The sequence below is a fragment of the Caulobacter sp. LjRoot300 genome (assembly GCF_964253875.1).
GTDB lineage: Bacteria > Pseudomonadota > Alphaproteobacteria > Caulobacterales > Caulobacteraceae > Caulobacter.
Genome location: NZ_CAXUSA020000002.1, coordinates 249,145 through 261,760, shown reverse-complemented (window position 1 = coordinate 261,760; position 12,616 = coordinate 249,145). Strand labels below are relative to the sequence as shown.

General features: G+C 65.7%; 11 protein-coding genes. 6 read left to right on the top strand and 5 right to left on the bottom strand.

Annotated features, from left to right (window positions below):
• Positions 1 to 137 precede the first annotated feature (137 nt).
• The 3 genes from ACSQ2G_RS06555 to ACSQ2G_RS06545 all read left to right on the top strand — a co-directional run bounded on the left by ACSQ2G_RS06555 (position 138) and on the right by ACSQ2G_RS06545 (position 2,245).
• Positions 138 to 1,055, top strand: a complete 918-nt coding sequence (locus ACSQ2G_RS06555; RefSeq protein ID WP_436029320.1) for a WecB/TagA/CpsF family glycosyltransferase — start codon at positions 138 to 140, stop codon at positions 1,053 to 1,055.
• The gene (locus ACSQ2G_RS06550) at positions 1,052 to 1,249 is read left to right on the top strand and encodes a hypothetical protein (protein WP_436029319.1); all 198 of its coding nucleotides are present in this window, start codon (positions 1,052 to 1,054) and stop codon (positions 1,247 to 1,249) included. Before ACSQ2G_RS06555 ends, ACSQ2G_RS06550 begins: the two co-directional genes overlap by 4 nt.
• 108 nt (positions 1,250 to 1,357) lie before the next feature.
• Positions 1,358 to 2,245, top strand: coding sequence for an SDR family NAD(P)-dependent oxidoreductase (locus tag ACSQ2G_RS06545; RefSeq protein ID WP_436029317.1), 888 nt, complete (start codon positions 1,358 to 1,360; stop codon positions 2,243 to 2,245).
• 82 nt (positions 2,246 to 2,327) lie between these two features.
• Here the strand turns inward: ACSQ2G_RS06545 and ACSQ2G_RS06540 are convergent, their stop codons facing one another.
• From ACSQ2G_RS06540 to ACSQ2G_RS06520, 5 genes are all read right to left on the bottom strand, one after another.
• Complete coding sequence (locus ACSQ2G_RS06540; RefSeq protein ID WP_436029315.1) at positions 2,328 to 3,296, bottom strand: NAD-dependent epimerase/dehydratase family protein; 969 nt, start codon at positions 3,294 to 3,296, stop codon at positions 2,328 to 2,330.
• 24 nt (positions 3,297 to 3,320) lie between these two features.
• Positions 3,321 to 4,628, bottom strand: a complete 1,308-nt coding sequence (locus ACSQ2G_RS06535; protein ID WP_436029313.1) for a UDP-glucose dehydrogenase family protein — start codon at positions 4,626 to 4,628, stop codon at positions 3,321 to 3,323.
• 157 nt (positions 4,629 to 4,785) lie between these two features.
• Positions 4,786 to 5,655, bottom strand: a complete 870-nt coding sequence (locus tag ACSQ2G_RS06530) for a transglutaminase-like cysteine peptidase (protein ID WP_436029311.1) — start codon at positions 5,653 to 5,655, stop codon at positions 4,786 to 4,788.
• A 220-nt stretch (positions 5,656 to 5,875) separates the two neighbouring features.
• Positions 5,876 to 6,355, bottom strand: a complete 480-nt coding sequence (locus tag ACSQ2G_RS06525; RefSeq protein ID WP_436029309.1) for a hypothetical protein — start codon at positions 6,353 to 6,355, stop codon at positions 5,876 to 5,878.
• Positions 6,356 to 6,516: 161 nt separating this feature from the next.
• On the bottom strand, positions 6,517 to 8,721 hold the full coding sequence (locus ACSQ2G_RS06520) for a GumC family protein (RefSeq protein WP_436029307.1): 2,205 nt from the start codon (positions 8,719 to 8,721) through the stop codon (positions 6,517 to 6,519).
• Between the two features lie 438 nt (positions 8,722 to 9,159).
• Between ACSQ2G_RS06520 and ACSQ2G_RS06515 the strand changes: the two genes are divergently transcribed.
• The 3 genes from ACSQ2G_RS06515 (at position 9,160) to ACSQ2G_RS06505 (ending at position 12,610) form a co-directional block, all read left to right on the top strand.
• The gene (locus tag ACSQ2G_RS06515; RefSeq protein ID WP_436029305.1) at positions 9,160 to 11,475 is read left to right on the top strand and encodes a hypothetical protein; all 2,316 of its coding nucleotides are present in this window, start codon (positions 9,160 to 9,162) and stop codon (positions 11,473 to 11,475) included.
• 203 nt (positions 11,476 to 11,678) lie between these two features.
• Complete coding sequence (locus tag ACSQ2G_RS06510; protein WP_436029304.1) at positions 11,679 to 12,134, top strand: glucuronosyltransferase; 456 nt, start codon at positions 11,679 to 11,681, stop codon at positions 12,132 to 12,134.
• On the top strand, positions 12,131 to 12,610 hold the full coding sequence (locus ACSQ2G_RS06505) for a glycosyltransferase (RefSeq protein WP_436029302.1): 480 nt from the start codon (positions 12,131 to 12,133) through the stop codon (positions 12,608 to 12,610). Before ACSQ2G_RS06510 ends, ACSQ2G_RS06505 begins: the two co-directional genes overlap by 4 nt.
• Positions 12,611 to 12,616: the final 6 nt, after the last annotated feature.

The window sequence follows — 12,616 nt, the reverse complement described above, 5'->3', positions numbered from 1 at the left end:
TGTGTCGTCAGTTGCTTAAATGGTGAATCGTAGTCTAGCGGGCGACTTCAAGGTTAAGTCTCGCTAATCATCCTTCTTGGCAAAAGGCTAAGCCTGTTCCTGTAGACCTGTGCTCCAAGTCGTCGGAGTCGGGTAAGATGTTTCTTCCAGCGAGAGATGCCTCCTCTCCAGAGGTGCGTCAGAACTTTCGTATGAGCCGCCGCCCCGAAGAGCGCGTGCAGGTGCTCGGCGGGTCGATGGACCTGGTCAGACCGGAGGAGGTCTTCCACTTCGTGGCCGGAAAGATCGCCGCCCGCGAAAGCGCCGTGGTCGCCAACCACAACCTTCACAGCCTGTACCTGGTTCGCAGGGACGAGAAGATCGCCGAGTTCTTCCGCATGTCCGACCTGATCGAGGTCGATTCCGTGCCGCTGATCTTCTGGGCGCGCATCGTCGGTCGGGCCAGTCGCCGGTTCCACCGCTGCACCTATCTGGACTGGCGCGACGCCTTCTGGCAGCGGGCCACCCAGGAGAACTGGAAGGTGTTCTTCGTCGGCGGCGCCCCGGGAGTCGGTGAGAAGGCGACCGCGCGGATCCAGGCCGACTGGCCGAGCGCGCGGATCCGCACCCACCACGGCTATTTCGACGTCACGCCCGGTTCGGCCGAGAACCAGGCGGTGGTCGATGCGATCAAAGACTATCGGCCCGACATCGTGCTGGTCGGCATGGGCATGCCGCGCCAGGAGGTCTGGGTGCTGGAGAACCAGGCCAAGCTGGGCCCCTGTGTGACCTTCACGGTGGGCGGGGCGTTCGACTACGAGGCCGGCGTCCAGCGGCCCTCGCCGCGCTGGATGGGACAGGTGGGCATGGAGTGGCTGTTCCGACTGGTGGTCGATCCGCAGCGTCTGTTCACGCGTTACTGCGTAGAACCGTGGCATCTGATGGGTCCAGCCCTGCGGGACGTGCGTCGCGCCTTGGCGCGGCAGGTTGTTTCCGGTACCGCTTCGGAGGTCGCCCGCAAGGAATATGTGCGAGCGTCCGACCTAGCCCGCTCTGATAGTCTGGGGGGACGATGAGCTTGAAGATCCACGCGCCGTTGGCCGGCCGAAAGGCCGAGCGACCCAACATCGCGCAACGCATCGGGGCGATCTTCGGCCTGGCCGGCCTCGTGCTGGCCTGGGCCGTCGTCCTGCTGCCGTGCGCCATCTGGCTGCTGTTCAACCTGGTGTTCAGCCGGCCGCAGCCGACCCCGGTTCGTCAACAAGCCTGAACACTGTTCACTTAGTCCTGGCCAGGCGCGCCCCGCCGCGCCAGGATAGCCGCGCCTGACGCAGCGGCCCGCTCTCCAGAGGTCGCGCGCGGCCAAAGGGAGCGGCGCATGACGGGACGTCTGGACGGCAAGGTCGCGGTGATCACCGGCGGGTGCTCGGGCATCGGGCTGGGAACGGTGGAGCTGTTCGCGGCCCAGGGCGCGCGGGTCGTCGCCGCGGACCTCCAGGCCGACAAGGGCGAGATGCTGGAGCGGCGTTTCCCCGACCAGGTCCGCTTCGCCCCTTGCGACGTCACCCACGAAAGCCAGGTGGCCGCCGCCATGGCCCTGGCGCAAGACGCGTTCGGCGGCCTGGACATCCTGTTCAACAACGCCGGCCACGGCGGCGCGCCCAACGGCGTGGCCGACATGACCGCCGAGGGCTGGGACGCCACCTTCGCCCTGCTGCTGCGCGGGCCGGTGCTGGGCATGAAGCATGCCCTGCCCCTGATGCTGCAGCGCGGCGGCGGCAGCATCATCAACACCGCCTCGATCGCCGGCCTGCAGGCGGGCTTCGGCCCCCTGGCCTATTCCACGGCCAAGGCGGCGGTGATCCATATGAGCAAATGCGCGGCGGCCGAGCTGTCGCCGCTGAAGGTCCGGGTCAACGCCATCTGCCCCGGCCTGATCGCCACCTCGATCTTCGGGGCGTCGATGGGGCTGCCGCGCGAGGTGGCCGACCAGATGGCCGCCCGGGTGGCCGAGGTCGGACCAAAGATCCAGCCGATCCCCAAGGCGGGCCTGCCTGGCGACATCGCCCGCGCCGCCCTGTACCTGGCCAGCGACGATTCCGAGTTCGTGACCGGAACGCACATCGTGGTCGACGGCGGGATCACCGTCGGCGGCCGCCACGCCTGGGACCAAGCGTCCCCCTCGCCGCTGCTGTCGGCGATGGGCATCACCCCGGAACAGGCCGAGCAGATGAGGGCTGCGCTGATCGCGGCGCAGGGGCAATGAGCCAATCGCACGGATTCGCCGCCAGCGGGCGTTCGGCCTCACCTGGCGGAGTTCCTGGGCGTGAGGCCTGCGGGGACGTCCTTCAGGCCGGATAGAATCCGCGATACCAGTCGACGAAGCGGGCCAAACCCTCGGTGAGATTGACCTTGGGCCTGTAGCCGATGAGCGCGTGGAGTTTGGAGATATCCGCGTAGGTCGCTGTGACGTCGCCCGGCTGCATGGGGCGCATGATCTTCACCGCCTCTCGCCCGAGGGCGGATTCCAGGGTGTTGATCATTGCCATCAGCCCTACGGGTTCATTGTCGCCTATGTTGTAGATCTCGTGGGCCCCAGGGGAGGGGGAATGGTCGAGGACGCCGACGACGCCATCGACGATGTCGTCGATATAGGTGAAGTCCCGGGCCATTCGTCCTTCGCCGTAGATTTCGATCGGCTCGTTGGCGAGTATTTTCCGAGTGAAGCTGAAATAGGCCATGTCGGGCCTGCCCCACGGTCCGTAGACGGTGAAGAAACGAAGCGCCGACATGGGAAAGCCGTACAGCTTGGCATAGCTGATGCTCATCAGCTCGTCGGCGCGCTTGGTGGCGGCGTAAAGGGAGACGGGCGCATCGACCGGGTCGGTTTCCTTGAAGCCGCTGTCCGATGCCGGACGATCGCCGTAGACGCTGCTGGACGAGGCGTAGACCAGATGGTCCACCCTTCCACGACGCGCGGCCTCCAGCACCGACAGATGGCCGGCCAGGTTCGCATGCTGATAGGCGAAGGGGTGGTCGATCGAGTACCGCACGCCCGCTTGGGCGGCGAGGTGGACGATCTGTTTGACGCCCGCCGCGCAGACCAAGGCGATGAACGCTTCGGCGTCGGCGATATCGAGCCGGACCATCGTAAACCCAGGCCGCGCCTCCAGTCGGTTGACGCGGGCGTTCTTCAGGGCCGGGTCGTAATAGTCGGTGAGAACATCGACCCCGATCACCGTTTCGCCCTGGTCTAGGAGGCGATGAGCGACTTGGGCGCCGATGAAGCCGGCCGCGCCGGTCACGATGACGGTCATGCGCCGACTCTGTACTCTCGTGCGTTAACCGCGTCCAATGCTGGTGTAGGTGAAGCCATGGCGCACCATTTCGCCGGGTTTATAGATGTTGCGCAGATCGACGACGACCGGCGCGTTCATCAGGATTTTCAGCCGATCCAGGTCGAGCGCGCGGAATTGATCCCACTCGGTGATGATCAGCAGCAGATCGGCGCCCTCCGCCGCTTCGTAGGGACCGGTCTTGAAGTCCACGCCCGGCAAGAGCCTCTCGGCCTCGTGGCCGCCTTCAGGGTCGAACCCCTGAATCTTGGCGCCCATGGTCTGCAGGGCGGGTAGGATATCCAGGCTGGGTGCGTCGCGCATGTCATCGGTGTTCGGCTTGAAGGTCACGCCCAGAACGCCGATGGTTTTCCCGCGGAGGTCGTTGGAGCCGATGGCGTCCGCCACCTTCTGCGCCATGGCCTTCTTGCGCGCTTCGTTGACCGCTACGGTGGTTTCGATCAGCCGGGTGGGGGCGCCATAGTCGTTGGCGGTTTGCACCAGGGCGACAGTATCCTTCGGAAAGCAGGAGCCGCCATATCCTGGGCCCGCGTTAAGGAACTTGGCGCCGATGCGTTTGTCCAGGCCGATGCCCTTGGCGACCTGCTGAACGTCAGCCCCCGCCTTTTCGCAGAGGTCGGCCATCTCGTTGATGAAGGTGATCTTCATCGCCAAGAAGGCGTTGGCGGCGTATTTGATCAGCTCGCTGGTGCGCCGTCCGGTAAAAACGATCGGTGTTTCGTTGAGCGACAATGGACGATAGAGTTCGCGCATCACCGCTTGAGCCCGTTCGTCGTCGCTGCCGACCACCACCCGGTCGGGGCGTTTGAAGTCTTCGATCGCGGCGCCTTCGCGCAGGAATTCGGGATTCGACACGACGGCGAACTGGGCGTTGGGGTTCGTGCGCTTGATGATCGCCTCGACCTGATCGCCGGTCCCGACCGGAACCGTTGATTTTGTGACGACCACGGTAAAGTCGCTTATCAGTACGGCGATCTCTTCGGCGGCGGCGTAGACATAGGACAGGTCGGCGTGGCCATCGCCTCGGCGGGTCGGTGTTCCCACCGCGATAAACACCGCGTCCGCCTCCCGGATGGCTTGCGCGCCGTCGAGGGTAAAGAACAAGCGCCCGCCACGCACGTTGCGAGCGACCAGATCGTCGAGGCCAGGTTCGAAGATCGGGATTTCACCTCGCGTCAGGCGATCGATCTTGTGGGGATCCTTATCGATACAGGTCACCACATGGCCGAAATCCGCGAAACAGGCCCCTGACACCAGGCCGACATAGCCCGTCCCGATCATCGCTACGCGCATGAAGTTCCACCGTCTGACTTGGGTTCGCCGTCAGTAGGTGAACAAGGATGTCGACACAAGCCAAGAGGGCGTCCCGCCCGCAGCCAATTTCGGTCGAGCTTGGAACAACGTCGGAAGAGAACCCGCGCCTCAGCCCGAAAGCGCGACCCGAGACGCTCTAGGACCGCATGCCGACGCCGACATGGACCCACTTGGTGGGCGCGCCGGGCGCCTGTCGGTCCAGCCACTGATAGGGCGCTTCGTTCCACGGCACGATCCAGGGCGATAGGTTGTCGAGCACGACCTCACCTTCGTTGGTGGCGACCAGCAGGACGGCGTGCATTTCGCCGTGGAAGGTCCGGACGATGGCGATCGACAGAGCTTCGCCCGGCGCGCCGGCCTCGATCAGCGCCCGCCGCTTGGCCAAGGCGTAGTCCTCGCAGTCGCCGCGTTTGACGTGGTCGACGCCGGCCGCCCAGTAGTCGGCGCGCCCGTAGGCGGCGTAGTCGTCGGACCGGCGGATCGAGCGATTGATCTGGGTGTTGATCCGTTCCAGTTCGCGTTCGCTCAATTGGCTGACGATCGGCGGCGGGGGCTCGTCCTCCGCCGGCGGAACGGCGGCGTCGATCACCGCGGGGTCCATCTCTTCCGGCGCCTCCTCGTCCACCAGGGTGGGCGCGACGGGTTCGAACAGTGTCGCGCTGGACCGCGGCGCGGGCGGGCGGCTGATATAGCCCGGGTAGGCCGAAGCCGAGGCGGGAGCTTCACTGAGTTCGGCGGTCGTGCGTCCGAACAAGGCGGCCCACCGGGCCTGGCCGGCCCACTGGCGCACTTCGGCCAGCCTGGCCGCCTGGCTGGCGTCGATGTCGCCGCCGCGGATGCCGTCCACGCACTCGATGGGCTGGCGCTGGCAGAGGTCGGTGAAACCGACCGGCGCCGCGGTCGGCGCGCCCAGCGGCATGGCGGGCGCGACCTTCATCGGCGCCGCGACCGCCAGAGCGGGCGCGAACGCGAAAGCCAGAAGGCTGAGAGTGGACCGGATGCGCATGATATTCATCCCCTGTTCGGGATCAATATCGCAATTAAACTATAATAACGGCCGTAGATAAATGGGTAAATGTAAGTATACAGATATAGTAAATTTCCCATCAACCAAGTAAGTGATTTCCCTTAGATGAAGTAATCTAGTTAATAAGCTTGACCGCGCAGGGCGCGATAAAAAGCCGGCGACGCTGGGGCGTCGCCGGCCTGAAATTGGATGACGCTGGTCAGGCCGGGTTGGCCGAAGAGGCCGCGTCCTGAACCTCGGGAGCGGCCTCGGGAGCGGGACGGCGGCGGCGCTTGCGCCTGTCCATCGCTCGGAGTTGCCGGACGCTGAGGTCGGGATGGACGCGAAGCTGGTGACGCAGGCGCTCGACCACGCCGGGCAGGACGGCCGCCGTGATCCCCGCCGCGTCGGCCACGAAGTCGGCGAGCGACATGTCCCGGCCGGTCAGGCCTTGCAGGATTTCGATGGCCAGCCCCAGCGCCGCGGCGACCACGGCCAGGTCGGTTCGCCGGCGGCGGGGAGCGATGATGAACAGCGCGTTGGTCACCGCGAAGAAGGCGATGGCGTGGGCTTCCTTGTCGGTGAGGCCGAACCGCAGCTCAAGGTCCTGGAACGGGCCGAGCATCACCACCATCAGGCTGGCGAAGGCGATCGCGAAGACGGCCTTGAAGCATCGTTGCAGGGTACGCGGCGTCAACATTGTGGGGTGCTCCTTACCCGTGCACCTTCGACTGCCCAGCTTCAATTCCTGGTAAATTCGTATGCTTAATGCTTGGTAATACTTAAGAAAAATGATCGGCGGCGCAAAATAAAAGCCCGCCGCCAGGTGGCGACGGGCTCTCCAGAGACTCTGCGGGTTTCTTAGCTCGCGTAGTACTTCTTGTATTCGTCGTAATAGTATCCGGCGTCGCCGTAGCCATGCTTGGACTGAGCGTTCATGTCCACCTGGGTCAGGGCCACGCCCGCGATCTGGGCGTTCGCCTGCTGGAGCAGGCGGACCGAGGCGCCGATGGCGCGGGCGGGGGTCTTGCGCCAGCGCGCCAGCAGCACGACGACGTCGGTCTTGCCCGCCAGGATCCGCGTATCGGCCAGGGCGAGCACCGGGGCGGTGTCGAGGATGACCAGATCGAACGAGGCGCGGGCCTTCGCCAGAAGCTGGTCCATCGCCGGCAGGCCGAAGACGTCCTCGGTGGACGAAGCGGTGTGGGCCAGCGGCAGGACGTAAGCGCCCGAGGCCTGGTCCAGCAGCACCACGCTCTCCAGCGTCGCCGTGCCGTGCAGCACTTCGGCCAGGCCGTTTTCCGGCGTCAGGCCCAGGGTGCGGGTGACGGCGCGGCGGCGCAGGTCGCAGTCGAGCAGCAGCACCTTGCTGCCGGCCTGGGCGGCGACGCGCGCCAGGCAGATCGACGTGGTGGTCTTGCCTTCGCCCGGCAGGGCCGAGGTCAGGACCACGATCTTACCTTGCTGCCCGGGCACGGCGTAGAGGATCGAGGTGCGCAACGACCGGAAGGCCTCCGCGAAGCCGGACAGCGGTTTGCGAAGAACGTAGTCGATCGGCTGGATACCGCGCTCGTTCGCTTCGGCCACCGAGGACATCAGGGGGATCGAAGCGACGCTGGCGAGGCCGATCTTGCGTTCGACGTCGTCCGAGGTCGCCAAGCCGGCGTCCATGATCTCGGCGACGATGACCGCCGCCAGACCCGCGCCGGCGCCGACGATCACGCTCAGCGCCAAGGCCAGCATCAAGTTGGGCGAGCTCTGGCGAGAAGGCGGGACCGCGCGGGACGCGATGCGGGCGTCGGCCTGCTCGACGCCTTCCTGGGCGCCGGTTTGCTTATAGCGGTCCAGGAAGCTCTGGTAGACGTTGCGGGCGGCTTCCGCGTTGCCTTCGAGCTCCTTCAGGTGGACCGAGGCCGCGCTGTTCGCGGCCAGGGTGCCGCGGGCGCCGCCGAGGCTGGCTTCAACCGAACCCGTGCGTTGCTGCGACACGCGGACGCGGGCCTCGAGATTGGAGACGATGCGGCGGATTTCGGCTTGGATCTGCTGGTCGATATCGGCCAGTTCGCGCTGGGCCCGCACCATGTCGGGGTGGCGCTCGCCGTAACGGCCGGACATCTCGGCGACCCGGCCGCTGACCACCGCGCGCTGGGCGCGCAGGTTCTGCACGACCTGGGAACTCAGGGCTTCGCCGACGTCGTCGCCGTTGGAGCCGGCCGCCAGCTGGGCGCGGGCGGTGCGCAGGCGCGCCTCATCCTCGGCTTGTTGGGCGCGGGCCTGGGCCAGCTGCTGGTTGTAGGCCGAGATCTCCTGCTCGGTGAGCGTGGTGCCCTCCGAGCTGAGCAGGTTGTTGGCGACACGATAGTTGGAGACGGCCGCATCGGCCTCCTGCAGCTGGGTGCGCAGGGTGTCGAGACGGGTGTTCAGGAAGCTGTTGGCCTGGCGGGTGGCGTCGAACTTCTCAGTCAGTTGCGACTGGAGGTAGGCGTCGGCGAACGCGTTGGCGATCGTGGCGGACTTCATGGCCGAGGTCGACTCGAAGCTGATCGTGATCGAGTAGGTGAGGCCCACGCGACGGACCGTCAGCTGCTTGCCGACCGCGGCGATGACGGCTTGACGCTCGGCTTCGGCCGCGCCGGGCACGGCGCGCTCAGCCTTCTTGCCGCCCAGGATGCTGCCGATCAGGCCCGGCGACTGGAGGGCGCCGTTGAATTCCGGATCCTTGTCGAGCTTGAGGGCGTCGACGACGGCTTCGGCCAGCTGCGGCGACTTGATGACCTCGACTTCGGTGTCGACCGTGCCGGTGTCCGCTGTCAGGCCAGACAGGACGGCCTGGGAGTCGACGACCTTCTCCGTGCGCGTGTTGATCATGACGTTGGCGGTCGCCGTGTACATCGGTGTTTGCCGAAGCATCACGAACATCAGGACGGCGGCGATCACCCCGGCCACGGCCACGAACAGCCACAAGCGACGCCGGAATGCGGCGATCAGGCGTTCAACATCGATGGTCTCGCCAGAAGACCCGCGGGCGCGGTTCGTCAGCGGCTGCGTATCAACACTGTTTTCCATTAATCTTCGCCAGATCCATTTTCTAAAGGGCTGCGTTTAGTCGCTGTGAACAAATACGCAGTGAAGGCGTGAGCGGCTTCCGGACAGTGGATGCATAGTTCACAAACCACCTTTCGAAAGCGTTTCTCTGTTTTTTCGATCTCATCGCATGGCGCGCGCCAAACCGGGCTCCACTAGCACACCCCCCGAACGCAAGCGAAGGGGTAAAAACGAAGTCAACCAAGTTTGAACAACAAGCGCGTCAGGATTCTGGCGCTCGGGCTTCGAAATGAAAAAGCGCCTACGCGCTGGGCGCCGTGTAGGCTCTGTACAGGTGAAGCTTGCCATGGGGTTCCGTTGACCGATGACTGGGAAAAGCCTTTAGACGGCGGGCTGATGTACAGCCCCGGCCAAGACGCGCTTGGGAGCTCGGGGACGAGTGTGTTCAGGAGTTGCATAATGCTTTCGGCGCTCTTCCTGGCTCTTCTCGCCCTGGCCGCGGACCAATCGGGGGGTCCTGGTACCGCTTCGACGAGGGTTGTCGCGCCGCCGGTGGCGGAGGCTACCGCCCAAGCCTATTCGTGGCGCCCGGTGGCGATCGGAGGCGGGGGCTTCATCACGGGATACAGCGCCGACGCAAGGGGTTTGACCCGCACTGTCAGAACCGACGTCTATGGCGCCTATCTCTGGCAACCCGAGGCGAACCGCTGGCTTCAACTGGTCACGACGGCGAGCATGCCCTCGGAGGATCACAAGCCGATGACGCTGAACGAAGGCGTCTACGAAGTGGCGGTCGCGCCCTCCGATCCGGATCGGATCTACATGGCGATCCACGGCGGGGTCTATCGGTCGAGCGACCGCGGGCGCAGCTTCGTTCGGACCAGCCTTCAGCCGATGACCTTCGACGCCAATAGTCCCTTTCGGCACTATGGCCCGTTCATGAGCGTGTCGCCCCGGGATCGCGACCTCGTGCTCCTGGGCGCCCCGAACGACGGTTTGTGGCGATCGGAAAACGGCGGCCGCGACTGGGCCAGGGTTGCGACGGCGCCGGGCGGGCTCGGCCCCGGGCGCGCGGCGGTGGCGCCCAGGCCAGGGCTGGTCGTGTGGTTCTCGCCGGACGGCGCGCAGATCTGGGTAATGTCGGCCGGGAACGGGGTCTCGCGTTCGCTTGACGGCGGCCGCACCTTCGAGCCCCTCGTCTCACCGCGGGATCCTCAGCCGACCAGCCTGCGCCACGGCGCCTTCGGCCTCGACGGTGCGTTCTACGGCGTCGATCACGACCAAAAGAAAATCTGGAAGTTCTCGGGAGGGGCTTGGGAAGACCTCACGCGGACGGCCGGCGTGACCCCGGCGCCGTTCGGCAGCGTCGCCGTCAACCCGGCCGATGGTTCGATCTACGTCTTCGACGAAGGCGGTCATGCGATCCGCAGCGACGATGGAGGGCGGCGGTGGTCTCGCGTCCTCACCGGCGCGCGGGTCGGGAAGGGTGACCCGCCCTGGCTGCGCGTGGCCGATCAAGGCTACTTCGCCACGGGCCAGGTGGTGTTCGATCCCGTGGTCCGAGGCCGGCTCTGGAACGCCGCCGGCACAGGCGTCTATTTCGGCGATATCGCGCGGCCTCTGGGAAACATTACATGGGAAAGCCAGACCCGGGGCATCGAGGAACTGGTCGCCAACGACGTCAGCGCCGCGCCGGGCCAGCTGCCGCTGTTCGCGGCCTGGGATTTCGGCATCCATCGACGCGACGATCTGGGGAAGTTTTCGACCGGCTACGGCCCCAGGGAGCGGGTGCTGATCGCCGCGCAGCAGCTGGACTGGACGCCGGCCCAACCTGGCTTTTTCGTCACGAACGCCTCGGACACCCGCACCGACTGCTGCTCGGAGGACGGCGACGCCGTGCTGGCGGGCTACAGCGAGGATGGCGGCAAGACCTGGTCGAAGTTCGCGACCTTGCCACGACCGCCCGGAACGGCGCTGTCCGATCCCTGGCGCATGGCGTTCGGAACGATCGCGGTCGCGGCCGACGATGCGCGCAACATCGTCTGGGCGCCCACCCACAACCGATCGCCCTTCTACACCACCGACATGGGGCGGACCTGGCGACGGGTGGTCTTGCCCGGCGAGCGGCTGCCCGATACCGGTTCGCACGCCGACTATTACTTCCACCGCAAGACGCTGGCCGCCGACAAGGTGTTGGCCAGGACCTTCTACCTGGCCCACAGCGGCGATGGTCTCAATCCGGGTCTCGCGGGCCTGTGGGTCACCCGGGATGGCGGCGCCGACTGGTCGAGGATCTACAAGGGCGAGATCGCGCCCGGCAGCCGCTACAGCGCCAAGCTCAGGGTCGTTCCGGGCCATGCGGGCCATCTCTTCTTCACTTCGGGCGTATCCGACCCGGGCGATAGAGCCCTGCGGCGGTCCGTCGACGGCGGTCGGACCTGGGTCGCGCTGCGTCGCGTACAGGCGGCGCATGACATCGCCTTCGGCAAGGCCGCGCCCGAACATGATTATCCGGCCATTTATGTTACAGGGCGGATTGACGGTCGCTACGGTGTGTGGCGATCGATAGACAATGCGGTGAACTGGGTGCGGATCGGCGAGTTTCCCGTCGGCGCTCTTGATGAAGTCGTCGTCATGGACGCAGACAAGGATGTGTTCGGTCGTGTCTATCTCGGCTTCAAGGGGTCTGGATGGCGGTTTGGGCAGCCTTCCGCGTGTAAAGCTGAGCCTTACACGTTTAGAGGCGGTGAAGAGTGCTATTTTTTGGGATCATGAAGCGCGCTCGGCCTCAATTTCGAGCCAAAATGTCTCGATGGCATTTCTTAAGGCCGAGCCTTGCTTATACTCGCCAGTGGGAAGGCTTGGCGTCGGGTCCGCAGAACACCTTTGGGGAATGATGAGGCCATGATCGACCGCCCGCTACGTGCGGAGGCAGGATTGGGGTCGGGCCGACCGAGCCCGGCAGGGCCCCTGCGACCATGAGGTCGCCAAGACTCCTTCTCGTCGCGTCCGCCGGGGGGCATTGGGTCCAGCTTTCGCGGCTGGTCGCGGCCTTCGAGGGGTTCGACGTACAATGCGTCACGACGCTCAAGGGCGCGCGCGCGCCTTGCGGCGGCCGGCCGGTCGCCATCGTGAGAGACGGGTCCCAGACGGATCCCATGGCCCTGCTGGTCATGTTCGCGCAGGTGCTGTTCATCGTGCTGAAGTTCCGCCCGTCCACGATCGTGACCACGGGCGCCGCGCCTGGCGTCTTCGCCGTGCGGCTGGGCAAGCTGCTGGGCGCGCGGACCATCTGGATCGACAGCATCGCCAATTCCGAGAAGCTTTCCCTGTCCGGCCGGCTCGTGCGCAAGCACGTGGACCTGTGCTTGACCCAATGGCCCCACCTCACGGACGCCTATCCGGACGTGCAATGCTTCGGGTCGGTCATTTGATACTGCTGTCCGTAGGCACCCAACTTCCGTTCGACAGGCTGGTGCGGACGGTCGACGACTGGGCGGTCGCCACCGGGCGATCGGACGTGGTCGCGCAGATCGGTCCTTCGACCTATGTGCCGCGCTCGCTGAAGGCCTTCCCGTTCCTGGCCCCCCAGGCCTTTCAGGAACTGCAATTGAACGCCACGATCATGATCAGCCACGCGGGGATGGGGTCGATCCTGACGGCGTTGGAATACGGCAAGCCGATCATCATCATGGCCCGCGATCACCGGCGCGGCGAACATCGCAATGGGCACCAGCTGGCGACCGCCGAGCGTTTCAAGGCCGTTCCAGGGATCTATGTCGCGTCCGACGAACTCAGCCTGGTCGAGCATCTGACCCGCCTGGCCGAGTTGACGGGCTCGGAGAGATTGTCGCCGCATGCGCCGGCCAGTTTCACGGACCGGCTGCGCGACTTTATTCTTCGCCCCTGAACGGCG